The 25,136-nt window shown below is 73.3% G+C and carries 19 protein-coding genes; 8 read left to right on the top strand and 11 right to left on the bottom strand.

Going from position 1 to position 25,136, the window contains the following annotated elements; translation table 11 throughout:
* Positions 1-64: 64 nt before the first annotated feature.
* A complete protein-coding gene (locus OG618_RS13185; RefSeq protein WP_329487602.1) occupies positions 65-358 on the bottom strand; it encodes a hypothetical protein in 294 nt (97 codons plus the stop codon).
* Positions 359-536: 178 nt separating this feature from the next.
* Here OG618_RS13185 and holA point away from each other — a divergent pair, with 178 nt between their 5' ends.
* Positions 537-1,538 (top strand): DNA polymerase III subunit delta, encoded by a 1,002-nt coding sequence (holA, locus tag OG618_RS13180; RefSeq protein WP_329487601.1) that lies wholly within the window; start codon positions 537-539, stop codon positions 1,536-1,538.
* A 145-nt stretch (positions 1,539-1,683) separates the two neighbouring features.
* Here holA and OG618_RS13175 read toward each other — a convergent pair whose 3' ends face one another.
* The 3 genes from OG618_RS13175 to OG618_RS13165 all read right to left on the bottom strand — a co-directional run bounded on the left by OG618_RS13175 (position 1,684) and on the right by OG618_RS13165 (position 3,846).
* A complete protein-coding gene (locus OG618_RS13175; RefSeq protein ID WP_329487600.1) occupies positions 1,684-2,349 on the bottom strand; it encodes a hypothetical protein in 666 nt (221 codons plus the stop codon).
* Between the two features lie 755 nt (positions 2,350-3,104).
* Entirely contained in the window at positions 3,105-3,371 is a 267-nt protein-coding gene (rpsT, locus tag OG618_RS13170) for a 30S ribosomal protein S20 (protein WP_329487599.1), read from the bottom strand.
* A gap of 169 nt (positions 3,372-3,540) precedes the next feature.
* The gene (locus OG618_RS13165; protein WP_329487598.1) at positions 3,541-3,846 is read right to left on the bottom strand and encodes an antibiotic biosynthesis monooxygenase family protein; all 306 of its coding nucleotides are present in this window, start codon (positions 3,844-3,846) and stop codon (positions 3,541-3,543) included.
* A gap of 312 nt (positions 3,847-4,158) precedes the next feature.
* On the opposite strand from OG618_RS13165, the gene lepA reads away from it, so the two are divergent.
* Entirely contained in the window at positions 4,159-6,027 is a 1,869-nt protein-coding gene (gene lepA, locus OG618_RS13160; protein WP_329487597.1) for a translation elongation factor 4, read from the top strand.
* Positions 6,028-6,232: 205 nt separating this feature from the next.
* Here the strand turns inward: lepA and OG618_RS13155 are convergent, their stop codons facing one another.
* From OG618_RS13155 to OG618_RS13140, 4 genes are all read right to left on the bottom strand, one after another.
* Positions 6,233-7,300, bottom strand: coding sequence for an NAD(P)/FAD-dependent oxidoreductase (locus OG618_RS13155; protein ID WP_329487596.1), 1,068 nt, complete (start codon positions 7,298-7,300; stop codon positions 6,233-6,235).
* A gap of 109 nt (positions 7,301-7,409) precedes the next feature.
* The gene (gene sigJ / locus OG618_RS13150; RefSeq protein WP_329487595.1) at positions 7,410-8,336 is read right to left on the bottom strand and encodes an RNA polymerase sigma factor SigJ; all 927 of its coding nucleotides are present in this window, start codon (positions 8,334-8,336) and stop codon (positions 7,410-7,412) included.
* A gap of 148 nt (positions 8,337-8,484) precedes the next feature.
* Positions 8,485-10,467 (bottom strand): ABC transporter ATP-binding protein, encoded by a 1,983-nt coding sequence (locus OG618_RS13145; protein ID WP_329492095.1) that lies wholly within the window; start codon positions 10,465-10,467, stop codon positions 8,485-8,487.
* A gap of 23 nt (positions 10,468-10,490) precedes the next feature.
* Positions 10,491-12,224 (bottom strand): ABC transporter ATP-binding protein, encoded by a 1,734-nt coding sequence (locus OG618_RS13140; RefSeq protein ID WP_329487594.1) that lies wholly within the window; start codon positions 12,222-12,224, stop codon positions 10,491-10,493.
* 323 nt (positions 12,225-12,547) lie between these two features.
* Here OG618_RS13140 and OG618_RS13135 point away from each other — a divergent pair, with 323 nt between their 5' ends.
* Positions 12,548-14,470 carry an AMP-dependent synthetase/ligase gene (locus tag OG618_RS13135; RefSeq protein ID WP_329487593.1) on the top strand — a complete coding sequence of 641 codons (1,923 nt, stop codon included), beginning with the start codon at positions 12,548-12,550 and terminating at the stop codon, positions 14,468-14,470.
* Between the two features lie 59 nt (positions 14,471-14,529).
* On the top strand, positions 14,530-15,759 hold the full coding sequence (gene hemW / locus OG618_RS13130; RefSeq protein ID WP_329487592.1) for a radical SAM family heme chaperone HemW: 1,230 nt from the start codon (positions 14,530-14,532) through the stop codon (positions 15,757-15,759).
* A gap of 57 nt (positions 15,760-15,816) precedes the next feature.
* On the opposite strand, the gene OG618_RS13125 is transcribed toward hemW, so the two are convergent.
* The 3 genes from OG618_RS13125 to htpX are packed head-to-tail and all read right to left on the bottom strand — an operon-like array spanning position 15,817 to position 18,216.
* On the bottom strand, positions 15,817-16,650 hold the full coding sequence (locus OG618_RS13125; protein ID WP_329487591.1) for a DUF3097 domain-containing protein: 834 nt from the start codon (positions 16,648-16,650) through the stop codon (positions 15,817-15,819).
* Between the two features lie 31 nt (positions 16,651-16,681).
* Positions 16,682-17,266, bottom strand: a complete 585-nt coding sequence (gene pspAB, locus OG618_RS13120; RefSeq protein WP_329487590.1) for a PspA-associated protein PspAB — start codon at positions 17,264-17,266, stop codon at positions 16,682-16,684.
* Between the two features lie 29 nt (positions 17,267-17,295).
* On the bottom strand, positions 17,296-18,216 hold the full coding sequence (htpX, locus tag OG618_RS13115; protein ID WP_329487589.1) for a zinc metalloprotease HtpX: 921 nt from the start codon (positions 18,214-18,216) through the stop codon (positions 17,296-17,298).
* Positions 18,217-18,476: 260 nt separating this feature from the next.
* On the opposite strand from htpX, the gene hrcA reads away from it, so the two are divergent.
* From hrcA to OG618_RS13095, 4 genes are all read left to right on the top strand, one after another.
* On the top strand, positions 18,477-19,511 hold the full coding sequence (gene hrcA, locus OG618_RS13110) for a heat-inducible transcriptional repressor HrcA (RefSeq protein WP_329487588.1): 1,035 nt from the start codon (positions 18,477-18,479) through the stop codon (positions 19,509-19,511).
* Positions 19,512-19,587: 76 nt separating this feature from the next.
* Positions 19,588-20,727, top strand: a complete 1,140-nt coding sequence (gene dnaJ / locus OG618_RS13105; protein ID WP_329487587.1) for a molecular chaperone DnaJ — start codon at positions 19,588-19,590, stop codon at positions 20,725-20,727.
* 90 nt (positions 20,728-20,817) lie between these two features.
* The gene (locus OG618_RS13100) at positions 20,818-21,567 is read left to right on the top strand and encodes a 16S rRNA (uracil(1498)-N(3))-methyltransferase (RefSeq protein ID WP_329487586.1); all 750 of its coding nucleotides are present in this window, start codon (positions 20,818-20,820) and stop codon (positions 21,565-21,567) included.
* A 126-nt stretch (positions 21,568-21,693) separates the two neighbouring features.
* Positions 21,694-25,014 (top strand): S41 family peptidase, encoded by a 3,321-nt coding sequence (locus OG618_RS13095; protein ID WP_329487585.1) that lies wholly within the window; start codon positions 21,694-21,696, stop codon positions 25,012-25,014.
* The last annotated feature ends 122 nt before the right edge of the window (positions 25,015-25,136 follow it).

Genomic DNA, 25,136 nt, shown 5'->3' with positions numbered 1-25,136 from the left:
CGGGGAGGGGGAGCGGGGGTGGGGGGTGGGGGCGGGCCCCGGAGGACCTGGCGGGGCCGACGGATCAGCCCTCCTCGCGCCACCCCTCGTGCTCGGCGGCGACGGCGTCCAGGGCGCGGAGCAGCTCCGCGGTCCAGCCGTCCTCGGGGGGTTCCACGACCACCAGCCACTGGGCGTCCTCGGCGTCGTCCTCGCCGGCGAGGGCGTCCCGGACGATTTCGAGTTCGCCGAGGTCGGGGTGGTTGGCGCTGAGTTCCTCCGTGGCGTCCTCGGCGGCATCGCGGTCGGGCAGGACGAGGAGCTGCCGGGCGCTCGGGTCGAAGTCGTCCGGCTGGTCGGTGGTGAGGTGTTCGGTCACCGGCCCATTCTCCCGGGAGCGCCTCCCGCGTCGGAGCACACCCCCCACTGGTCGGGCCCACGCTGGCCCACCCCCGGCGGCTCCGCCCCTCCGGCCGTCGGACCCGGCCCGCCCACCCCCGCCCGCCGGTCGTTCCTCCGGGTGGGAGTGTCCCCACCCCATGGGATGCTGGTAGGCGATGGCCAGGAAGAGTGCACCCGACGACCTGCTCGCCCCGCTGACCCTCGCGGTCGGCCAGGAGGAGCTGCTGCTCGACCGCGCGGTCGCCCAGGTGGTGGCGGCGGCGAGGGCTGCGGATCCGGACACCGATGTGCGGGACCTCCCGCCCGGGACCCTGCAGCCCGGCAGCCTCGCCGAGCTGACCACGCCCTCGCTGTTCGCCGAGCGCAAGGTGATCGTCGTCCGGGCCGCCCAGGACCTCTCCGCCGACTCCGTCAAGGAGCTCAAGGCGTACATCGAGGCCCCGGCCGACGAGGTGATCGTGGTGCTGGTGCACGCGGGCGGCGCCAAGGGCAAGGGCCTGCTGGACGCCGGGCGGAAGGCCGGCGGCCGTGAGGTCGCCTGCGCGAAGCTGGCGAAGGCGTCGGACCGGCTGGCCTTCGTCCGGGGAGAGTTCCGCACGCTCGGCAGGTCGGCCACCCCGGAGGCGTGCCAGGCCCTGCTGGACGCGCTCGGCAGTGACCTCCGCGAGCTGGCGGCCGCGTGCAGCCAGCTCACCTCGGACGTCGAGGGCACCATCGACGAGACGGTGGTGGCCCGCTACTACAGCGGCCGGGCCGAGGCCACCGGCTTCGAGGTGGCGGACTTCGCGGTCACCGGCCGGGCCGCCGAGGCGCTGGAGCGGTTGCGCTGGGCGCTGGCCGTCGGGCAGCCGCCGACCGGTATCACCTACGCGCTGGCGTCCGGGGTCCGCAGCATCGGTCGGCTGGCGACCACCGGGCGGAACATGCGCCCGGCCGATCTGGCCCGCGAGCTGGGGATGCCCCCGTGGAAGGTCGAGCGGGTCCGCCAGCAGATGCGCGGCTGGACGGGCGACGGCGTGGCCACGGCCCTGACGGCGATCGCCCAGGCGGACGCGGCCGTCAAGGGCGGCTCCGACGACCCCGCCTTCGCGCTGGAGCGGGCCGTGGTGGCCGTCGCCCGGGCCGCGCGCGCCGGCTCCGGGGGCCGTTCCTACTGATCCCGGCACGGGCGCCCCGGCGACCCGAGCCCGCCCGCCGGGACGGCCGGCCGCCACGAGCAGCTCCTGCGACCGACCCGACCGACCCGACCGGCCCGACCGGCCCCACGGGAAACCCTCCCGACCCGGCCGCCACGACCGGCCCTTACGAGCCGCCGATCGCCTTCAGGATGTCCCGGGTGTCGTCGAGCATCGCCCGGCGGACGGTCTCGCGGTCCAGCGTGGTGTTCTTCCCGACCTGGTAGTTGTCCGTCCAGAACAGGGAGTACGTCATCCCGCCGTCCCGGACCTGTAGGTAGTGGTTGATGTCGTGGAAGGTCTGGTCCGAGCTGGTCGGCTCGTCGCCGTAGGCGAAGTAGGCCTCCTGGCCGAGGTTCGGCACATCGGTGATCTCGTACTTCTGCTGCTCGAAGTAGCTTCGGGTGGCGGCGAATTCGGGCGCGGAGTCGACCGCTCGGTGCAGTTCGGCGCGGATGTCGAGGGTGGCGTAGTCGGCGACGTCGCTCCCGCTGACCGCCCGTTTGACCAGCGCATAGCACCGCATGATGTCCATGGAGTCGGACCGGCCGGTGTGCTGCAGCGGGTAGTCGTCGACCATGCGGTACTGCTTCTTGAACGCGGTGAGCGTGCCCGACTCGCAGAGCCTGTCGACCGCGTGGTAGCCGTGGAGGCTCTGCGCCGGGGAGCCGCTGTCGACGATCCGCGGCACCAGGGCCACGGCGCCGGACCAGGCGGCCGAGGCCAGCACGGCGCCGACGAACGCCCAGACGGCGTTGCGGCGCAGGTTTCCGCCCCTGCTGACCGTCCCCACGCGCGGCCCGGGCTCCCCGGCGGGGGCCGTACCGGGTGAGGGGACGGGCCCCGGAGCGGGGGGAAGTCCGGGGGAGGCGGGAAGGCCGGGCGACGCGGGCAGTCCGGGCGGAGGTCCGAAGCCCGGGGCCGTCCCGGGCGGCGGTGGCTGCTGCGGGAAGCCGCCGAATCCCGGTCCGCCCTGGGCCGGTGGTGGTGGCGGTGGTGGCGTCGTCATAGGTGCCCCCTGAGCGTCGACGAAGATGCCTGCCACGAAGGTGCCGCCCCGGAACCGTGACTCGCAACGCTGCCCCGAAACGGTGCCCCGAAACGGTGACCCGGAACGCGGTGGCCCCCCGGGAGGGGGACGCGACCGCCACCCGCCCGGTTTCCGTGAGCGCGGCCCCCCGAGCTGCCGTCACCGACCATAGCGGCAGGACCACAGAACGCGACAGAAGCCACAGGATCCGCAGCCGCAGCCGCAGCGACAGAAGCCGCAGCCGCAGGATCCGCAGCCGGTCCGCCGGGCGACGGGGATCCGCGCGAGAACGTCCGCGGCGGAAGCCCCGGCCCGAAACGACGACTGCCCGCCCGGTGGGGACCGGGCGGGCAGTCGGGGAAGTGCCTACGAACGGGCACTTCCGGTGGATCTTCGTGCACCGCACCCGCGTGGCGAACGCAGGCCGCGTGCGGTGCGAGTCTTGAGCTTGTGCCTCAGGGGACCGGGTAGAGGGCCGGTCCGTCCTGGGACGGTCGGGGCCGTGGGCCCCGGCGGAGTCAGGCCTGGACGGCGTTGACGCGCTTGGTGATGGCCGACTTCTTGTTGGCGGCCTGGTTGGCGTGGATGACGCCCTTGCTGACGGCCTTGTCCAGCGCCTTGGAGGCGGCGCGGGCCAGCACGGTGGCCTTCTCGGTCTCGCCGGCGGCAGCGGCCTCACGGGCCTTGCGCAGGGCGGTCTTCAGCGAGGACTTGACGGCCTTGTTGCGCAGGCGCGCCTTCTCGTTGGTCTTGTTGCGCTTGATCTGGGACTTGATGTTCGCCACGAAGGAGCCTCAGTCTTGTCAGTAAACGGTTCTGGGGTCCCCCCGGCCGAAGGCTGGGGGAGAGTTGCACCGCGCGGCCGCCGGACTGCTGAGAGGGCATGCCTGGGCCAGGTGCAGCGCCCCACGCTACCAGGGGGGTACCGCACGACCCAAACCGGCCGGATCCGGATCAGGCCCGGAGTACCGGCTCGCCGTAGTGCTCGACCTCGGGAAACGGCCGGTAGAAGCGGTGCAGCAGCTCGCGCCACCGCTGGTACTCGGCGGAACGGCGGAACCCCTCCGTGTGGTCCTCCAGCGTCTCCCATTCCACCTGGAGCAGGAACCTGGCGCCGCGGCCCTCGTCGAGGCAGCGGCGCAGCGCGAGGGAGCGGAAGCCGGACTGGACCGCGATCAGCGGCTTCGCCTCCGCGAAGGCGGCGAGGAACGCGTCCTCCTGGCCGGGGACGACGTCGAGGAGGGCGCTTTCCAGGATCATGGACGACCATCCTGCCCCGACCGGTCGGGGCGCGGGAAGGGGGACGGCCGTTCAAGGGCCCCGCGGCGGCACTTGAACGGGCCCGCGGACCAGCCCCGGACGGACTTCCCCGACGGACTCCCGGACGGACCCGCGCACCGACCCCCGGAGCACCCCCGGCGCGGCCCGGGTGGAACCGAACGGCGGCGGAGGTCGCGCTCGTGGGAGGATGGGAAGAACTATTTCGATCGGACGACTGTCCGGTCCCCGGGAAACCGGTCAGCGATGACCCGGACGCCCCCGGCCCCCGGACCAACGGAGAATCGGACCAAGGTGCCCGCGACCCCCAGCAATGTGCCAGAGCCCAGCCGTACCGACCCGGCGCTGATCCGCAACTTCTGCATCATCGCCCACATCGACCACGGCAAGTCGACGCTCGCAGACCGGATGCTCCAGATCACCGGTGTGGTCGACCCGCGGCAGATGCGCGCCCAGTACCTCGACCGCATGGACATCGAGCGTGAGCGCGGCATCACCATCAAGTCGCAGGCCGTCCGCCTCCCATGGGCGCCGAAGACGGGGCCGAACGCCGGCTCGACGCACATCCTCAACATGATCGACACCCCGGGCCACGTGGACTTCACGTACGAGGTGTCCCGCTCCCTCGCCGCCTGCGAGGGCACCGTCCTCGTGGTGGACGCCGCCCAGGGCATCGAGGCGCAGACCCTCGCCAACCTGTACCTGGCGTTGGAGAACGACCTCACGATCGTCCCGGTGCTCAACAAGATCGACCTGCCGGCCGCCCAGCCGGAGAAGTACGCCGCCGAGATCGCGCACATCATCGGCTGCGACCCGGACGACGTGCTCAAGGTCAGCGCCAAGACCGGTCTCGGCGTCGAGGAGCTGCTCGACCACCTGGTCGACAGGATCCCGGCCCCGGTCGGCGTCAAGGACGCCCCGGCCCGCGCGATGATCTTCGACTCGGTCTACGACTCCTACCGCGGCGTGGTCACCTACGTCCGGGTCGTCGACGGCCAGCTCACCAAGCGCGAACGCATCGCCATGATGTCCACCGGCGCGACCCACGAGCTGCTGGAGATCGGCGTCATCTCGCCGGAGCCGAAGGTCGCCGACGGCCTGGGCGTCGGCGAGGTCGGCTACATCATCACCGGGGTGAAGGACGTCCGGCAGTCCAAGGTCGGTGACACCATCACCTCGATGCACAAGGGTGCGACCGAGGCGCTGGGCGGCTACAAGGACCCGCGTCCGATGGTCTTCTCCGGCCTGTACCCGCTGGACGGCTCGGACTACCCGCTGCTGCGCGACGCCCTCGACAAGCTGCGCCTGAACGACGCCGCGCTGGTCTACGAGCCGGAGACCTCGGTCGCCCTCGGCTTCGGCTACCGCTGCGGCTTCCTCGGCCTGCTGCACCTGGAGATCATCCGGGAGCGCCTGGAGCGCGAGTTCAACCTCGACCTGATCTCCACCGCCCCGAACGTGGTCTACCGCGTCGTGATGGAGGACGGCACCGAGCACACCGTCACCAACCCCAGCGAGTTCCCGACCGGGAAGCTCGCCGAGGTCTACGAGCCGGTCGTGCGCGGCACCATCCTGGCGCCGAACGAGTTCGTCGGCGCCATCATGGAGCTCTGCCAGGCCCGTCGCGGCAACCTCCAGGGCATGGACTACCTCTCCGAGGACCGCGTCGAGCTGCGCTACACCCTGCCGCTCGCCGAGATCGTCTTCGACTTCTTCGACCAGTTGAAGTCCAAGACCCGCGGCTACGGCTCCTTCGACTACGAGCCCATCGGCGAGCAGAGCGCCCAGCTGGTCAAGGTCGACATCCTGCTGCACGGCGACGCGGTGGACGCGTTCTCCGCGATCGTGCACAAGGACAAGGCCTACAACTACGGCGTGATGATGGCCGGCAAGCTGCAGAAGCTGATCCCGCGCCAGCAGTTCGAGGTGCCGATCCAGGCCGCCATCGGCTCCCGGGTGATCGCCCGTGAGACGGTCCGCGCGATCCGCAAGGACGTTCTCGCCAAGTGCTACGGCGGTGACATCTCGCGCAAGCGCAAGCTGCTGGAGAAGCAGAAGGAAGGCAAGAAGCGGATGAAGATGGTCGGCCGCGTGGAGGTCCCGCAGGAGGCCTTCATCGCCGCGCTGTCCACCGACGCCGAGGCGCCGAAGGAGAAGAAGTAGCCGGCGCGAGCCGGGTGTTTCCGGCCGGCCCGGCGGGGTCGGCCGCAGCGGTGCCCGACGGGCCCGGGGCGTCTCGCCCCGGGCCCGTCGGCCTGTCCGCACGGTCGGCCTGCCCGAATGGCCGGCCTGTCCGCACGGTCGGCCTGCCCGAATGGCCGGCCTGTCCGCACGGCGGCCGGTCGGTGCGGCGGCCCGGCTCAGGCTCTCAACGCAGCGCCCAGACCACGCCGTTGACGATGGCGGCCTTGGTCAGCCGCCCGGCCCGGCCGGTCAGCACCGAGGGCCGCATCGAGTCGTCGCCGTGGATCAGCTGGACCAGGCCGTCCCGGCGGCCGAGGCTCAGGCACTGCACGGCGTAGCGGAACGCGAAGGGTTTGTCGGTGCGCCCGGTGAGCAGCTTGCCGAGGTAGCGGCCCATCGGCTGGGCGGTGGCGCAGCCCATCCGCAGGGTGCCGGTGCCGGGGACGGTCACCGCGGCGGCGTCGCCGATGACGTGGACCTCCGGGTGCGAGACGGAGCGCAGGTGGCCGTCCACCACCGCCCGGCCGGCCGGGTCGACGGTCAGGCCCGCCTCGGCCGCCAGCGGGTGCGGCTCCATGGCGGCGGCCCAGGCGACCAGGTCGGCGGGGATCCGGCCGCCGGTGGTGTCGAGGCCCCCGGCGTCGACCCCGGTGACGGTGTGCCGCTCGTGCACCTCGATCCCGAGCCGGGTCATGACGGTGCGGACGTGGGCCCGGCCACGGGCCGAGAACCAGCCGCCGACCTGTCCGGCGGCGACGATCCGCACCCGCCAGGCGGGGTGGGCCTCGGCGATCTCGGTGGCCAGTTCGATGCCGGTGGCGCCGCCGCCGACCACGGCGACGGTGCCGGGCCGCTCGGCGGTGCGCAGCCGCTCGCCCAGTTCGGCGGCCCGCTCGGCGGAGTAGGCGTGCTCGGCGGCACCGGGGACGGCGTGCCAGGCGGTGCGGCTGCCGAGGGCGTAGACCAGGGTGTCGTAGGGGAGGGCCTCACCGGTGTCCAGGAAGACCTTGCGGGCGGCGAGGTCCAGGCCGGTGGCCCGGGCCGGGACGTGCCGCACGCCGCGGCCGCGGACCACCTCGGCCAGGGCGGGCCGGTGCTCGGGGAGGCTGGCGGCGGTCTCGTGCTGGCGGACGCGGTGCAGGAAGCGGGTCTCCGGGGCGATCAGGGTCACCCGGTGGTGCCGGCCCGCCCGGGTCGCCGCGGTCAGCCCCGCGTAGCCGGCTCCCAGTACGACGATCTGCTTCTCGGTCATGTCGTCCGCCTCCTCCGAAACGCCCCCGCGGAGCGTTCTGTCGACACGTTCTCGGTGTCCGTTCGGGAAGGGGACGACGCGGCCGGTCAGGGTGTGACGGTGAGCCGGGTCACAGGTCCGTCGGCGTGCCGGCGGCGTCGGCCACCCGGGTCAGCTTCTCGGGGTTGACCACCACGAAGGCCTCGGTGATCCGGCCGTCGGCGACGGTGAACGCCAGCACGCCGCCGGGCCGGCCGTCCGCGTCCTGGACGAGCAGCCCCGGCTCGTCGTTGACCAGGGCGGGCACCAGGCTCATGCCCGGCAGGAACCACTTCGCGACCAGGCCGGCCACCAGGCGGGAGACCTTGTCCGCGCCGAGGACCGGGCGGGCGCCGGCGCTGACGACGCCGCCGCCGTCGGAGTGCCAGACCACGTCCGGGTCGAGCACGGCCAGCAGGCCCTCGATGTCGCCCCGGGTACTGGCCGCCGCGAAGGCGGCCACGGCCTGCCGGTGCTCGGCCGGGTCGGCGGTGGCGCGGCGCCCGCCGTCCTTGACCCGGCGCCGGGCCCGGGAGGCGAGCTGGCGGGCGGCGTCGGGGGAGCGGTCGAGGGAGGCGGCGATCTCGTCGAAGCCGACCGCGAACACGTCGTGCAGCACGAAGGCGGCGCGTTCGGCCGGGGTGAGCTGCTCCAGGACGGCGAGCACCGCGAGCGAGACGGACTCGCCGAGTTCGGCGAGCTCGGCCGGGGAGGCGGGGGAGTCCTGGTAGGAGACGGCCGGTTCGGGCAGCCATTCGCCGAAGTAGGCCTCCCGGCGGGCCCGGGCGGAGCCCAGCTGGTCGTAGCAGAGCCGGGTGACGACGGTGGTCAGGAAGGCGCGCGGGTCGGCGACGGCGGACCGGTCGGTGCCGCGCCAGCGCAGCCAGGCCTCCTGCAGCACGTCCTCGGCGTCGCTGAACGAGCCGAGCAGCCGGTAGGCGACCGAGCCCAGGTAGCGCCGGTGGGCCTCGAAGGCGTCGGGTTGTGCGGCGGCAGCGGCCGACAGGTCGTCACTCACAGGCCCACCGTAGCGGCCCGGGGCGGCGGCCGGAGCGTTCGAGGGGGCACCCCCGGACGGGGCCACGCTGCCCCGGCCTCCCCGTCGGCGGAACGCCGGAGGGGGAGGCCGGGTGACCCCGACCTCCCCCTCCGGTGCGGCCCGCCGGTCAGTCCACCTCGGCGACGGCCTCGGCGAACTGCGCCTGGTACAGGCGGGCGTACGCGCCCTCGGCGGCGATCAGCTCGTCGTGCGTGCCCTGTTCGACGATCGAGCCGCTCTCCATCACCAGGATCACGTCGGCGTCCCGGATGGTGGAGAGCCGGTGGGCGATCACGAAGCTGGTGCGGCCGGTGCGCAGCCGGGCCATGGCGCGCTGGATCAGCACCTCGGTCCGGGTGTCGACCGAGCTGGTCGCCTCGTCCAGGACCAGGATCGACGGCTGCGCCAGGAACGCCCGGGCGATGGTGATCAGCTGCTTCTCGCCGGTGCTGACGCCGGTGCCCTCGTCGTCGATGACGGTGTCGTAGCCGTTCGGCAGGGTCCGGACGAAGCGGTCCACGTGGGCGGCCCTGGCCGCCTCGACGACCTGCTCGTGGGTGGCGCCCTGGGCGCCGTAGGCGATGTTCTCGGCGATGGTGCCGCCGAACAGCCAGGTGTCCTGGAGGACCATGCCGATGCCGGAGCGGAGGTCCTCGCGGGACATCGCCGCGATGTCGACCCCGTCCAGGGTGATCCGCCCGCCGCTGACCTCGTAGAACCGCATCAGCAGGTTGACCAGGGTGGTCTTGCCGGCGCCGGTCGGGCCGACGATGGCGACGGTCTGGCCCGGTTCGACCTTCAGCGAGAGGTCGTCGATGAGCGGCTTGTCGGGGTCGTAGCGGAAGGAGACGTCCTGGAAGGCGACCCGGCCGCGGATCGCGTCGGGGCGTTCCGGCATGGCCGGCTCAGGGGTCTGCTCGGGCGCGTCCAGCAGCTCGAAGACGCGCTCGGCGGAGGCGACGCCGGACTGCACCAGGTTGGCCATGCTGGCGACCTGGGTGAGCGGCTGGCTGAACTGCCGCGAGTACTGGATGAACGCCTGCACGTCGCCGATCGACAGCGCGCCGCTGGCGACCCGCAGGCCGCCGACGACGGCCACCAGCACGTACTGCAGGTTGCCGATCAGCATCATCGCGGGCTGGATGATGCCGGAGATGAACTGGGCCCGGAAGCTGGCCGTGTACAGCGCCTCGTTGTGCTCCCGGAAGGTCTCGGCGGACTCCTTCTGCCGGCCGAAGACCTTCACCAGGGCGTGGCCGGTGTACATCTCCTCGATGTGCGCGTTCAGCTGCCCGGTGGACTTCCACTGCTGGACGAACTGCGGCTGCGCCCGCTTGCCGACCCTGGTCGCCACCACGACCGACAGCGGGACGGAGATCAGGGCGATCAGGGCGAGCAGCGGGGAGATCCAGAACATCATGGCGAGCACGCCGACCACGGTGAGCAGTGAGTTCACCACCTGGCCCATGGTCTGCTGCATGGACTGGCCGATGTTGTCGATGTCGTTGGTGACCCGGCTGAGCACCTCGCCGCGGGGCTGCTTGTCGAAGTAGCTGAGCGGCAGCCGGGCGAGCTTGGACTCGACGTCCTGGCGCAGCCGGTAGCTGGCCCGCTGGATCGCCTTGGTGGCGAGCCGGCCCTGGACGATGCCGAAGGCGGCGGAGGCGACGTAGATCGCCAGCACCCAGAGCAGCACGGTGCCGATCGCGCCGAAGTCCATGTGCTGGCCGGGGGTGAAGTCGACCGCGGAGAGCAGGTCGGCGGCGCCGCCGTCGTGCGCCCGCACGTCCGCGACGGCCTGCGCCTTGGAGATGCCGGCCGGGAACTGCTGGCCGACCACGCCGGCGAAGATCAGGTCGGTGGCCCTGCCGAGCACCTTGGGCCCGGTCACGGCGCAGCCGATGCTGAGCACGCCGAGGGCCAGCACGCCGCTGAGCAGGGCGCGTTCGGGGCGGAGCAGGGCGAGCAGCCGCTTGCCCGAGCCCTTGAAGTCCATCGACTTCTCGGAGCCCTGGCCGCCCATGAACCGGCCGGGGCCGGCCGGGCCGCGGCGGGCGGCGGCGGCCTGCGAGTCGCTGGGCACCTCGCCGGAGCCGGGGCCCTTCGTCATGGGCGCCTTCTTCTGCGGGGTGGTCACGCCGCCTCCTGCTCGGTGAGCTGGGAGAGCACGATCTCCCGGTACGTCGGGTTGTCGGCCATCAGTTCGCCGTGGGTGCCGCTGCCGACGACCGCGCCCTCGTCCAGGACGACGATCCGGTCGGCGTCGCGGATGGTGGAGACGCGCTGGGCGACGATCAGCACGGTGGCGTCGGCGGTCTCCCGGGAGAGGGCCCTGCGCAGCCTGGCGTCGGTGGCGTAGTCCAGCGCCGAGAACGAGTCGTCGAACAGGTAGACGCCGGGCTTGCGGACGAGCGCGCGGGCGATCGCCAGGCGCTGGCGCTGGCCGCCGGAGACGTTGCTGCCGCCCTGGGCGATGGGCGCGTCGAGGCCCTCGGGGAAGCGCTCGACGAACTCCTTGGCCTGGGCGACCTCCAGGGCGTGCCAGAGCTCCTCGTCGGTGGCGTCGGGCCGGCCGTAGCGCAGGTTGCTGGCGACGGTGCCGGTGAACAGGTAGGGCTTCTGCGGGACGAGGCCGACGGTCTCGGCGATCGTCTCGGGGGCGAGTTCGCGGACGTCCACGCCGTCCAGCAGGACCTGTCCGGCGGTGGCGTCGAAGAGCCGGGGGACGAGGCCGAGCAGGGTGGACTTGCCGCTGCCGGTGGAGCCGATGACGGCGGTGGTCTCGCCGGGGCGGGCGGTGATGTCGACGCCGCGCAGGACGGAGGCTTCGGCGCCGGGGTAGCGGAACTCGACGGCGCGCAGTTCGAGCTTGCCCCGGGCCAGGAGTTCGGTGACGGGGGTGGCCGGCGGGACGACGCTGGAGCTGGTGTCCAGGACCTCCTGGATGCGCTCGGCGCAGACCTCGGCGCGCGGCACCATCATGAACATGAAGGTGGCCATCATGACGCTCATCAGGATCTGCATCAGGTAGGAGAGGAAGGCGGTCAGCCCGCCGATCTCCATGCCGCCGCTGTCGATGCGCATGGCGCCGAACCAGAGCACGGCGACGCTGGAGGCGTTCACCACCAGCATCACGGCCGGGAACATGAACGACATCAGCTGGCCGACCTGGAGGGCGACGCCGGTCAGGTCCCGGTTGGCGCCGGCGAACCGGGCCTGCTCGTGGTCGTCCTTGACGAAGGCGCGGATGACCCGGATGCCGGTGATCTGCTCGCGCAGGACCCGGTTCACCGTGTCGATCTTCTTCTGCATGCTGCGGAACTTCGGGCGCAGCGCGCGGACGAGCAGGGCGACCACGACGCCCAGCAGGGGGACGACGGCCAGCAGCAGCGCGGAGAGCGGCACGTCCTGGTTGAGCGCCATGACGATGCCGCCCACGCACATGATCGGCGCGGCGACCATCAGGGTGAAGGTCATCAGGGCCAGCATCTGGACCTGCTGGACGTCGTTGGTCGTCCGGGTGATCAGGGAGGGGGCGCCGAAGGAGCCGACCTCGCGGGCGGAGAAGGTCTGCACCCGGTCGAAGACGGCGGCCCGGACGTCCCGGCCGAACGCCATGGCGGTGCGCGCGCCGTAGAAGACGGCACCGATCGAGCAGAGCGCCTGGGCGACGGTGACGGCGATCATCACACCGCCGATGCGCAGGATGTAACCGGTGTCGCCCTTGACCACGCCCTGGTCGATGATGTCGGCGTTCAGCGTCGGCAGGTAGAGCAGGGCGAGCGTGGACACCAGCTGGAGGAGCACCAGCAGGGAGATCGGTCGGGAGTACGGGCGCAGGTACGCCCTCAGCAGTCTGATCAGCACTGGCACACTCTTGTCTTCGGCAGTGGGGTTCGCATCCCAATTCTCATGCTTCTGTGGACTCGCACAGTTGATTCCGGCCCCGCGCCCCGAGGTTTGTCCAGTCCTTTGCTGAACGCACCGGCGGGCCCGGTTGCGCCGTGCACCGGCGGCTCGACAGTGTGCCAGCTGTCCTCACCCTCTTACGGAATGACCGGTTTCCCCCTAGGCTGCTGATTGCCCCCTTGTTACTCACCGGTATCGGATCGATTGCCCGGGGGCCCGGCGACCGCCCCCACGGGCGCCGCGACATCCCTCAGACGGCCACCCGCCCCCGGAGGTCCTCGTTGAGTTCCGCGCAGTCCCTGATCGACTCCGGCCGTGCCGACATCGTCGCCGGGCGGCCCGCCTCCGTCGCCCACCTGTTCCTGGAGCGGGTCGCCGCCACGCCGGCGGGTGAGGCCTACCGCTTCCCCGTCCCGGTGGACGAGCACGCGGCGGACGGCGCCCCCGGCGCCGAGCAGTGGCGTTCGCTGACCTGGGCGCAGACTGCCACCCGGGTGTACGCGGTGGCCGCCGGCCTGCTGTCGCTGGGCATCAGCCCGGAGGACCGGGTCGCGCTGATGTCCTCCACCCGGCTGGAGTGGGTCATCGCCGACCTCGGCAACATGTGCGCGGGCGCGGCCACCACGGCCGTCTACCCGAGCACCAACGCCGACGAGACGGCCTACATCCTCTCCGACTCGGGCTCCAGGGCGATCTTCGTCGAGAACGAGAAGCAGCTCGCCAAGGTCGTCGGCGAGCTCGGCCAGCTGCCCGAGCTGCGCACCGCCGTCCTCTTCGACGGCACCGGCCCGGTCGCCGGGGCGCCCGGGCTGAACGTGCTCACCCTGGCCGAGCTGGAGCAGCTCGGCGCCGAGTACCTGGAGCAGCACCCGGACGCCGTGCGGCGGGCCGTCGACGCGCTCGACAAGGAGCAGCTGGCGACCCTGATCTACACCTCCGGCACCACCGGCCGCCCCAAGGGCGTGCGGCTGGTCCACGACTGCTGGGCGTACCAGGGGCGGGCGCAGGAGGAGAGCGGGCTGCTGCGCGCGGACGACGTGCAGTTCATGTGGCTGCCGCTGTCGCACGTGTTCGGCAAGAGCCTGATCTGCGGCCAGATCGCCACCGGTCACGTGATGGCGCTGGACGGCCGGGTGGACCGGATCATCCACAACCTGCCGGTGATCCGCCCGACCATGATGGCCTCGGCGCCGCGCATCTTCGAGAAGGTCTACAACGGCATCGCCGGCAAGGCCCGGGCCGAGGGCGGCGCCAAGTACAAGATCTTCATGTGGGCGGCGAAGACCGCCCGCGACTACGCCCGGGTCACCCAGGCCAACCGGATCGCCACCGGGCACGACAGCGCCCCGCTGGGGCTGCGGGTGCGGCACGCGGTGGCCGACAAGCTGGTGTACGCCAAGATCCGGACCGCGTTCGGCGGGCGGATGCGCGGCTCGGTCTCCGGCAGTGCCGCGCTGGCACCCGAGATCGGCTACTTCTTCGCCGGCGTCGGCGTGCCCGTCCTGGAGGGCTACGGCCTGACCGAGAGCTCGGCCGGGATCTGCGTCAACCCCGCCGAGGACCTCCGGGTCGGCACCATCGGCACCGTGCTGCCCGGCAGCGAGATCCGGATCGCCGAGGACGGCGAGATCCTGCTGCGCGGCCCCGGCGTCATGCGCGGCTACCACAACCTGCCGGAGAAGACCGCCGAGGTGCTGGAGCCGGACGGCTGGTTCCACACCGAGGACATCGGCGAGATCGGCCAGGACGGCTTCCTGCGGATCACCGACCGCAAGAAGGACATGTTCAAGACCTCCGGCGGCAAGTACGTCGCGCCGAGCGAGGTGGAGGGCAAGTTCAAGGCGGTCTGCCCGTTCGTCAGCAACATCCTGGTGATCGGCAACGGCCGCAACTACTGCACCGCGCTGATCGGCCTGGACGAGTCGGTGATCATGCCGTGGGCGGCCGAGCACGGCCTGGCCGGCAAGTCCTACGCCGAGGTGGTCGGCGACCCGAAGGTGCACCAGCTGGTCGACGGCTTCGTGCAGCGCCTCAACGGCGACCTCCAGCGCTGGCAGACGATCAAGAAGTTCACCCTCCTCCCGCGCGACCTGGACATCGAGCACGGCGAGCTCACGCCGAGCCTGAAGATCAAGCGGCCGGTGGTCGAGCGGACGTACGCGGACGCCGTCACCGAGATGTACGCGGGCGCGAACGAGGCCTGATCCGTCCGTCGTCCCGTACGGCCTCGATGATCACCGGGGCCGTACGGGACAATGGGGTCATGCCCTCCGCACTCCCCGACGGCGAACCCGTGCCGTCCGACGGTTCCCTGCCCGCGCACGCCCTCGCCGGGCTCGGGTCGCGGCCGTTCGGCTTCTACCTGCACGTGCCGTACTGCGCGAGCCGCTGCGGCTACTGCGACTTCAACACCTACACCGCCACCGAGCTGCGCTCCTCCGGCGCCGTCGCCTCCCAGGAGACCTACGCCGACAACGTGGTCGCCGAGATCCGGCTGGCCCGCGAGGTCCTCGGCGACACCGACCTGCCCGTGCGGACCGTCTTCCTCGGCGGCGGCACGCCCACCCTGCTGCCCGCCCGGGACCTGGTGAAGATGCTGGCGGCGATCCGGGCGGAGTTCGGGCTCGCCGACGACGCCGAGGTGACCACCGAGGCCAACCCCGAGTCGGTCGACCCGGCCTACCTCGCCGAACTGCGCGAGGGCGGCTACAACCGGGTCTCCTTCGGCATGCAGAGCGCCCGGCCGCACGTCCTGCGGCTGCTCGACCGCCACCACACCCCGGGCCGCCCGGAGGCCTGCGTGGCCGAGGCCCGCGCGGCCGGCTTCGAGCACGTCAACCTGGACCTCATCTACGGCACCCCCGGCGAGTCCGACGACGACTGGCGGGCCTCCCTGGACGCCGCGATCGGCGCCGGGCCGGACCACGTCTCGGCCTACTCGCTGATCGTCGAGGACGGCACCAAGCTGGCCGCCCGGGTCAAGCGCGGCGAGCTGCCGATGATCGACGACGACGTGCACGCCGACCGCTACCTGATCGCCGAGCAGGCGCTCGCCGCCGCCGGCTACTCCTGGTACGAGGTCTCCAACTGGGCCACCACCCCGCAGGGCCGCTGCCGCCACAACGAGCTCTACTGGACCGGCGGCGACTGGTGGGGCGCCGGCCCCGGCGCGCACAGCCACGTCGGCGGCGTCCGCTGGTGGAACGCCAAGCACCCGGCCGGCTACGCCCGCGCCCTCGCCGAGCGCCGCACCCCGGCCCAGGGCCGCGAGCGGCTCACCGACGAGGACCGCCGGGTCGAGCGCATCCTGCTCGAACTGCGCCTCGCCGAGGGCATCCCGCTGGACCTGCTCACGGCGACCGGCCGCGCGGCCGCCGACCGGCACCTCGCCGACGGCCTGCTCGACCGCACCACCCACGAGCGCGGCCGGGCCACCCTGACCCTCCAGGGCCGCCTCCTGGCCGACGCCGTGGTCCGCGACCTGGTGGACTGAGAGTCGTTGCCGTGGTGTCGGCCGCCGGCTCGCGGTCGCGGGCCCACGGCTGACCGGTCAGTCCTCCAGGGTGACGAAGTCGATCAGTTCCTCGACCTTCGCCAGGAGCGCGGGCTCCAGGTCCTTGAAGGAGTCGACCGAGGCGAGGATCCGCTTCCACGCGGCGGGGGTGTCGGCCGGCCAGCCGAGGCGGCGGCAGACGCCCCCCTTCCAGTCCTCGCCGTAGGGGACGTCCGGCCAGCCGGGGATGCCGACGGAGGAGGGCTTCACGGCCTGCCAGACGTCGATGTACGGGTGGCCGACGACCAGCACGGCGTCGCCGGTGACCCGGGCGGCGATCCGGTGCTCCTTGGTGCCGGGGAGCAGGTGGTCGACCAGGACGCCGAGCCGGCGGCCCGGGCCGGGGGCGAAGTCGGCGACGATCGCGGGCAGGTCGTCGATGCCCTCCAGGTACTCGACAACGACGCCCTCGATCCGCAGGTCGTCCCCCCAGACCCGCTCGACCAGTTCGGCGTCGTGCCGCCCCTCGACGTAGATCCGCGACTCCCGGGCCACCCGGGCCCGCGCTCCGGGGACGGCGACCGAGCCGGAGGCCGTCCGGCCCGGGGCGCGCGGGGGAGCCGGCGCCGCGGCGGCGGGGCGGACCAGGGTGACGGTCCGGCCCTCCAGCAGGAAGCCGCGCGGCACCAGCGGGAACACCCGCCGCTTGCCGAACCGGTCCTCCAGGGTGACGGTGAACCCCTCGGCGGTCTTCTCGCAGCGCACCACCGCGCCGCAGAAGCCGGTCGCGGCCTCCTCGACCACGAGGTCCCGGTCGGCGGGCACCTCGGGGGCGGGCTGCTGCCGCTTCCACGGCGGGGTGAGGTCGGGTCCGTACTGGCGGCTGCGCATGCAGGTGACTATAGGCAGGCCCGACGGGGCGTCACAGGCCCGGCGCGCCCCAGACCGGGAACCAGCGGGTGAGGTCCTTCTCCAGCCGCAGGTCGTTCCCCAGCATGGCGTTGACCTGCAGTTCCAGCGGGCTGTCGCGCTTCTCCCCGCCGCCCGGCACCGGCGCGAACGGGTAGAAGGTGCCGCGCTTGTACAGGTAGACCAGCGCCAGCGGCTGCCCCTCGGCGCCGCGGAAGGCCACCAGCGAGCAGAGCAGCTGCGGGCCGAAGCCGTTCCCCTCCAGCTCGCTGTTGACCGCGTGCAGGTCGTTGACCAGCTCCGGCAGCTCCTCGGGGGTGTGCCGGGCGAGCAGCCAGGAGTAGCCGTAGGCGTCCTTGGAGGCCTCCACCGGGACGCCGCCGCGCTCGGTGTCGGCGTCCAGCAGGGCCCGGACCTGCCGCTCGACCTCGACGAAGGCGCCGCCCTCGACCGAGGAGAAGCAGACCGACCCGACGCCGGTCGGCCGGAAGCCGGCCGCCGCCTCCAGGGTCAGCGCGGCCGAGGGCACGCCGAACAGCTGGTCGAGGTCGGGCCGGACGGGCTTGGTGCGGCCGAACAGTGCGTCCAGGATTCCCACGGCGGTCCCCTCCGGGGCGTGTCGTCGGCTCAGCGGCCGAGCTGGGTGGAGATCTTCGCCAGCTGCTCCAGCCGCTGCTCCAGCGAGGGGTGGGTGGAGAACAGCTGCGAGGCGGCCTCCCGGGCGCTCAGCGCGGGGGCGAAGTAGAAGGCGTTGTACGGCTGGGCCTGCCGCAGGTCCTTGGTCGGGATCGCGGCGATCTGGCCGGTCACCTTGGTGAGCGCCGAGGCCAGTGCGCTGGGCCGGCCGGTGAGCTGGGCGGCGGCCCGGTCGGCGGCCAGTTCCCGGTAGCGGGAGAGCAACCGGGTCAGCAGGAAGCTGATCGCGTACACCACCACCGACACCAGCGGGATGACCAGCGCGGCGATCGCGGCGTTGGAGTCGTTGCTGTTGCGGCCGCCGCCCATGAAGCCGCCGTACATCGCGATCCGGGTCATCGCGCCGGCCAGTACGCCGAGGAAGCCGGCGATGGTCATCACCGCGACGTCCCGGTGGGCGACGTGCGACAGCTCGTGCGCCAGGACGCCCTCCAGTTCCTCCGGTTCCAGCCGCCGCAGCAGCCCGGTGGTGACGCAGACCACCGCGTTCTGCGGGTTGCGGCCGGTCGCGAAGGCGTTCGGCATGTCGTTGTCGGCGACCGCCACCCGGGGTTTGGGCATGTCGGCGAGGGCGCAGAGCCGGTCGATGGTGCCGTGCAGCTGGGGGTACTGCTCCGGGGTCACCCGGTGGGCGCCCATCGCCCGTTCGGTGATCTTGTCGCTGAACCAGAACTGGGCCACGAACAGCCCGCCGGAGATCAGCACGATCAGTGGCCAGGCGCCGCGCAGCAGCGCGATCAGCAGGCCGGTGAAACCCACGTACAGGAGCCCGATCACGAACATGGTCCCGACCATCCGGCCGGTCAGGCCGCGGTCCGGGGCGAAGCGGGTGGGCTGGCCCGAGGTCGACATCGCTGGTCCTCCGTTCGCCGTTCGCTATCGATGCTGCCACCCGGCCGGTCCCGCGGCATCACCCGCGCGCCGCGCGATGCGGGCAGGATCACCCCGGCGGTGCCGTTCCTGCCGTCGGACCCGGGCCTTACACTGGCAGGTACGGTTCTGGCACTCCTCTGTTCAGAGTGCCAAAGGCCGCGGTCCGCCCGGCGGACCGCACCATGCCGGAACGACACACGTCACCACGGACAACGTGCGAAGAGGGAGGTGCGTGCCCCATGGCCGGTGAGGTCCGCCAGCTCGACGAACGCAAGCTCGCCGTGCTCCGCGCCATCGTCCAGGACTACGTGGGCACCGAGGAGCCGGTCGGCTCCAAGGCTCTCGTCGAACGCCACAACCTCGGGGTCTCCCCGGCCACCGTCCGCAACGACATGGCCGCGCTGGAGGAGGACGGCTTCATCCACCAGCCGCACACCAGCGCCGGGCGGATCCCCACCGACAAGGGGTACCGCCTCTTCGTCGACCGGCTCGCCGAGGTCAAGCCGATGAGCGCACCCGAGCGGCGGGCGATCCGGCACTTCCTGGACGGCGCGGTGGACCTGGACGACGTGGTCGCCCGCACGGTCCGGCTGCTCGCCCAGCTCACCCGGCAGGTGGCGGTGGTCCAGTACCCCTCGCTCTCCCGCTCCACGGTGCGCCACATCGAGCTGGTCGCGCTCGCTCCGGCCAAGGTCATGCTGGTCCTGATCACCAACACCGGCCGGGTCGAGCAGCGGATGGTCGACTGCCCGGGTCCGGTCGGCGAGGTGGTCCTCGCGGACCTCCGTGCCAAGATCAACACGAGGGCCGTCGGCGTGCGGCTGCCCGACGTGCCGGGGCTGCTGGACGAGCTCCCGGCGATGTTCGAGGCGGTGGACCGGCCGGCCGTCACCATCGTCCTGGCGACGCTCTTCGAGGCGCTCGCCGAGCAGAACGAGGAGCGGATCATGTTGGCCGGCACGGCCAACCTGACCCGCTTCGGCCACGACTTCCCGCTCACCATCCAGCCGGTGCTGGAGGCGCTGGAGGAGCAGGTCGTCCTGCTGCGCCTCCTGGGTGAGACGGCGGACGCCGGGATGACGGTCCGGATCGGCCGGGAGAACGCGTACGAAGGGCTCAATTCCACCTCGGTCGTCTCGGTCGGTTACGGTTCGGGCGACGAGAGCGTGGCCAAACTGGGTGTGATCGGTCCGACCCGGATGGACTATCCGGGCACAATGGGGGCGGTGCGAGCGGTGGCACGGTACGTGGGCCAGATCCTGGCCGAGTCGTAGGGAACGACCGGTGTCACACAGGTGACACCGGTACCAGTCGCAAGCACTTCTACAGGCGGAACAAGCGGAGCATTTGGTGGCCACGGACTACTACGCGGTACTCGGCGTCCGACGGGATGCGGGGCAGGACGAGATCAAGAAGGCGTTCCGGCGCCTGGCGCGCGAACTGCACCCGGACGTCAACCCCGACCCGAAGACGCAGGAGCGGTTCAAGGAGATCAACGCCGCCTACGAGGTCCTCTCCGACCCGCAGAAGCGGCAGGTCTACGACCTCGGCGGGGATCCCCTCTCGCCCAACGGCGGAGGCGCGGGCGGCTTCGGCGCGGGCGCGGCCGGGTTCGGCTTCTCCGACATCATGGACGCGTTCTTCGGCGCGGCCGCCGGTCAGCGCGGCCCGCGCTCGCGCACCCGGCGCGGCCAGGACGCCATGATCCGGCTGGAGATCACCCTGGAGGAGGCCGCGTTCGGCACCACCAAGGAACTCCAGGTCGACACCGCCGTCACCTGCACCACGTGCAGCGGCGAGGGCGCCGCCCCCGGCACCTCCGCGCAGACCTGTGACATGTGTCGCGGCAAGGGCGAGGTCTCCCAGGTCACCCGGTCCTTCCTGGGCCAGGTCATGACCTCCCGGCCCTGCCCGCAGTGCCAGGGCTTCGGCACCGTCGTGCCGACCCCGTGCCCGGAGTGCGCCGGTGACGGCCGCGTGCGGGCCCGCCGCACCCTGACCGTGAAGATCCCGGCCGGTGTCGACAACGGCACCCGGATCCAGCTGGCCGGCGAGGGCGAGGTCGGCCCCGGCGGCGGCCCGGCCGGCGACCTCTACGTCGAGATCGCCGAGAGCACCCACCCGACCTTCCAGCGCCGCGGCGACGACCTGCACTGCACGGTCACCATCCCGATGACGGCCGCCTCGCTCGGCACCCAGGTGCCGCTGCAGACCCTGGACGGGCTGGAGGAGGTCGACATCCGGCCCGGCACCCAGTCCGGCCAGTCGATCCCGCTGCACGCCCGCGGCATCACCCATCTGCGCGGCGGCGGCCGGGGCGACTTGATAGTGCACGTCGAGGTGCAGACGCCCACCAAGCTCGACCCCGAGCAGGAGGACCTGCTGCGCCGGCTCGCGGTGCTGCGCGGCGAGGAGCGGCCCTCCGGCCAGTTCGCGCCGGGCCAGCAGGGGCTGTTCTCCCGGCTGAAGGACGCCTTCAACGGCCGCTGACCGTACCGGCGCCCGGTGCCCCGCTCCCGGCGGGTCACCGGGCGCCGTCGTTCCCCCGTCCGTCCCCCCACCCCCACTCCAGGAACCGCCATGACCGCGCCCGTGTTCGTCGTCGAGACCGCGCAGCTCGCCTCCGCCGCCCCCGGCGCGGTGGTCCGGCTGGACGGCCCGGAGGGGCGGCACGCCGCCGCCGTGAAGCGGCTGGAGCCGGGCGAGGCGGTGACCCTGGCCGACGGGCTCGGCCTGGGCGCCGACGGCACCGTCACGGCCGTGCACGGCAAGGACGCCGTCGAGGTGACGGTCGCCGGGGTCCGCCGGGAGGCCGAGCCGGCGCCGCGGATCGTCGTCGTCCAGGCGCTGCCCAAGGGCGACCGCGGCGAGCTGGCGGTGGAGACCATGACCGAGGTCGGCGTGGACGTGGTGATCCCCTGGGCCGCCTCCCGCTGCATCACCCAGTGGAAGGGCGAGCGCGGTGCCAAGGCGCTCGCGAAGTGGCGCTCCACCGCCCGCGAGGCGGGCAAGCAGTCCCGCCGGCTGCGCTTCCCCGAGGTCCGCGAACTCGCCACCACCCGCCAGCTGGCGTCCGTCCTGGCCGGGGCCGCGCTCGCCGCGGTGCTGCACGAGGACGGCGCCGAGCCGCTGGCCGGCGCCGCGCTGCCCGGCGGCGGGGACATCGTGCTGGTGGTCGGCCCCGAGGGCGGGGTCTCCCCGGAGGAGCTGGCCGCCTTCGCCGAGGCCGGTGCCAGGCCGTACCGGCTCGGGTCCTCGGTGCTGCGCACCTCGACCGCGGGAGTGGCCGCCGGCGCCCTGCTGCTGGGCCGCACCGGCCGCTGGGGCTGAGCGGGCCGGTCGCCGCACGGACCGTTCGTCCCCCGGTGGTTCGTTCCCCGGCGGTTCGTCCCCCGTAGGGGGCGGCCTGCGCGAAACCGGAGGCGCGCCGCCCCGGCGGGTGCGTAGGGTGCGGCTGTGAGCGAATCCCCGAGCACCCCTGCCGGCGCCTACCTGCGCCATCCGCACCTGCACGGTGACCTGATCACCTTCGTCGCGGAGAACGACGTCTGGCTCGCCCCGCTGGACGGCGGCCGGCCCTGGCGGCTGACGGCCGATCACGTCCCGGTCCGCCGCCCGCGCTTCTCGCCGGACGGCCGGCACATCGCCTTCGTCTCCACCCGGGACGGCGCGCCCGAGGTGCACGTCGCGCCGGTGGACGGCGGGCCGTCCCGGCGGCTGACGTACTGGGGCAGCGACCAGACGCAGCTGCAGGGCTGGACGGCCGACGGCAGCCCGGTCGCCACCACCTCCGCCGGACAGGCCACCCTGCGCCGCACCTGGGCCCACGCCGTACCGCTGGACGGCGGCGAGCCGCGGCGGCTGCCGTACGGGCCGGTCGGCGGCGTGGCGTACGAGCCGGGCGGCGACCGGGTGCTGCTGCTCTCGGCGGCCGGTGCGGAGCCCGCGCGGTGGAAGCGCTACCGGGGCGGCCGGGTCGGCAAGCTCTGGATCGGCGCCGAGCGGTTCGCCCGCGTCCACGAGGAGCTGGACGGGCACATCGAGGCGCCGCTCTGGGTCGACGCGCCCGGCGGCGCCCGGATCGCCTTCCTGGCCGACCACGAGGGCGTCGGCGAGCTCTACTCCAGCCTCCCCGACGGCAGCGGCCTGCGCCGCCACACCACCTCCCCGGAGGGCTTCTACGCCCGCGGCGCGACCAGCGACGGCACCCGGGTGATCTGGCACCGGGCCGGTGACCTCTGGCTGCTGGACGACCTCGACGGCGCCGAGCCGCGCCGGCTGGACGTCCGGCCGTCCGGCCCCCGGGCCGGCCGGCGGCCCCGCCCGGTGCCGGCCGCGCACTGGCTGGAGAGCGCCGCCCCCGACCGCACCGGCCGGGCCGGCGCCGTGGTGGTGCGCGGCAGCGTGCACTGGCTGCCGCACCGGGAGGGCCCCGCCCGGGTGCTGGACGAGACGCCCGGCGTCCGGGCCCGGCGGGCCCACGTGGTGCCGGGCGAGGACGGTGCGCAGGGCGTGCTCTGGGTGACCGACGCCGACGGCGAGGACGCCGTCGAGTACGCCCCCGCCGTGCTCGGCGAGGAGCGCCGCCGGCTGGCCGGCGGACAGCTGGGCCGGGTCCGCGCGCTGGCGGTCTCGCCGGACGGCAAGCAGGCGGCGGTCGGCGCGCACGACGGCCGGGTCCTCCTGGTGTCGCTCGCCGACGGGACGGTGCACGAGCTGGACCGCAGCACGGACGGCGAGGTCAGCGGGCTGGCGTTCAGTCCGGACTCCGCCTGGCTCGCCTGGTCGCGGCCGAGCCCGGGCTTCGGGGCCTGGTCGCTGCGCCAGATCGTGCTGGCCAACCTGGCCACCCGCACGGTCGGCGAGGTCACCCCGGCGCGCTTCATCGACACCTCGCCGGCCTTCACCGCCGACGGCCGCCACCTGGCCTTCCTCTCGGTGCGCAACTTCGACCCGGTCTACGACTCGCACGTCTTCGACCTGTCGTTCCCCAACGGCTGCCGCCCGTACCTGGTCACCCTGGCCGCCGACACCCCTTCCCCGTTCGGCCCGCGCCGGGCCGGGCGGCCGGCCGGCGGGGAGGACGACGAGCCCAAGGGCAAGAAGGCGGACGGCGAGGAGGGGGCGGCCGACGCCCCGCCCGCCACCCGGGTCGACCTGGACGGGATCGCCGACCGGATCATCCCCTTCCCGGTCGAGGGCGGCCGGTTCGGCGAGCTGGCGGCCGCCAAGGACGGCGTGCTCTGGACGCGGATCCCGCTCACCGGCGAGCTCGGCGACGACGCGGCCACGCCGGAGGACGAGCAGCCGCGCCCCACTCTGGAGCGGTTCGACCTGCGCAAGCGCCGGGTCGAGCAACTGGTCGACGGGCTCGACGAGTTCGCGGTCAGCGGCGACGGCACCCGGGTCGCCGTGCTGGACGAGGGCGAGCTGCGGATCGTCCCGGCGGACCACAAGGCGGCGGGCGACGACGACGAGATCGACGTCGACCTGCACCGGCTGCGGGTGACCGTCGACCCGGCCGCCGAGTGGCGGCAGATGTACGACGAGAACGGCCGCCTGATGCGCGACAACTTCTGGCGCCCGGACCTCGGCGGCCTGCCCTGGGCCGAGATCCTCGACCGCTACCGGCCGCTGGTGGAGCGGCTCGGCTCGCACGACGACCTGGTCGACCTGCTCTGGGAGGTGCACGGCGAGCTGGGCACCTCGCACGCCTACGTGCAGCCCTACGGCATCCACACCGAGGCCGCCCGCCGGCAGGGCAAGCTCGGCGCCGACCTGGTCAAGGACGGCGAGGTCTGGCGGATCGCCCGGATCCTGCCCGGCGAGTCCTCGGACCCGCGGGCCCGCTCGCCGCTGGCCGCGCCGGGCGCCGCCGTCCGCCCGGGCGACGCGGTGCTGGCCGTCAACGGCCGCCCGGTGGACGCGACCGCCGGCCCGGCCCCGCTGCTGGCCGGCACCGCCGGACAACCGGTCGAGCTGACCGTGGCCGGCAAGGACGGCACCGACCGCCGGTACCCGGTGGTCGTCCCGCTCGCCGACGACGAGCCGCTGCGCTACCACGACTGGGTGGCCGGGCGGCGGGCCGCCGTCCGGGAGCTGTCCGGCGGGCGGCTCGGCTACCTGCACATCCCCGACATGCAGAGCACCGGCTGGGCCCAGATCCACCGCGACCTGCGGTCGGAGATGGCCCGGGAGGGCGTGATCGTCGACATCCGGGAGAACCGCGGCGGCCACACCTCGCAGCTGGTGATCGAGAAGCTGGCCCGGCGGATCGTCGGCTGGACGGTCGCCCGCGACCTCGCCAACCCGGTGCCCTACCCCGGTGACGCGCCGCGCGGGCCGATCGTCGCGCTGGCCGACGAGTTCTCCGGCTCGGACGGCGACATCGTCAACGCCGCCATCCAGGCGCTGAAGCTCGGCCCGGTGGTCGGGACGAGGACCTGGGGCGGCGTGATCGGCATCGACAGCAAGTACAGCCTGGTGGACGGCACCCTGGTCACCCAGCCGAAGTACGCGTTCTGGCTGGAGGGCTACGGCTGGGGCGTGGAGAACCACGGCGTCGACCCGGACGTTGAGGTGCCGGTCGCGCCGCACCAGTGGGCCGCGGGGGAGGACCCGCAGCTCGCCGAGGGCGTCCGGATCGCCCTGGCGGCGCTGACCGAGACCCCGGGCAGCACGCCGCCGCCGCTGCCCTGGGAGCAGGGCCCGGCGCCGGACGCCCCGCGGGGCGCGGGGCAGGAGAGCGGGGACGGCGCCGGGCAGGACGCCGGGTAGGAGGGGCGCAGGTCCGGCGGGGGTGCCCGGGCAGCTGCCCGGGCACCCCCGCGGGCCGTACGCCCCCCGCGGGCGGCGGGTCCGCGGGGGCGGGCGCGACTGCCAGCAGGCGACCGGGCCGC

This window comes from Kitasatospora sp. NBC_01246, assembly GCF_036226505.1.
Lineage (GTDB): Bacteria > Actinomycetota > Actinomycetes > Streptomycetales > Streptomycetaceae > Kitasatospora.
The sequence above is the reverse complement of the archived record's forward strand: the minus strand, read 5'-3'. Positions and strand labels throughout refer to the sequence as shown.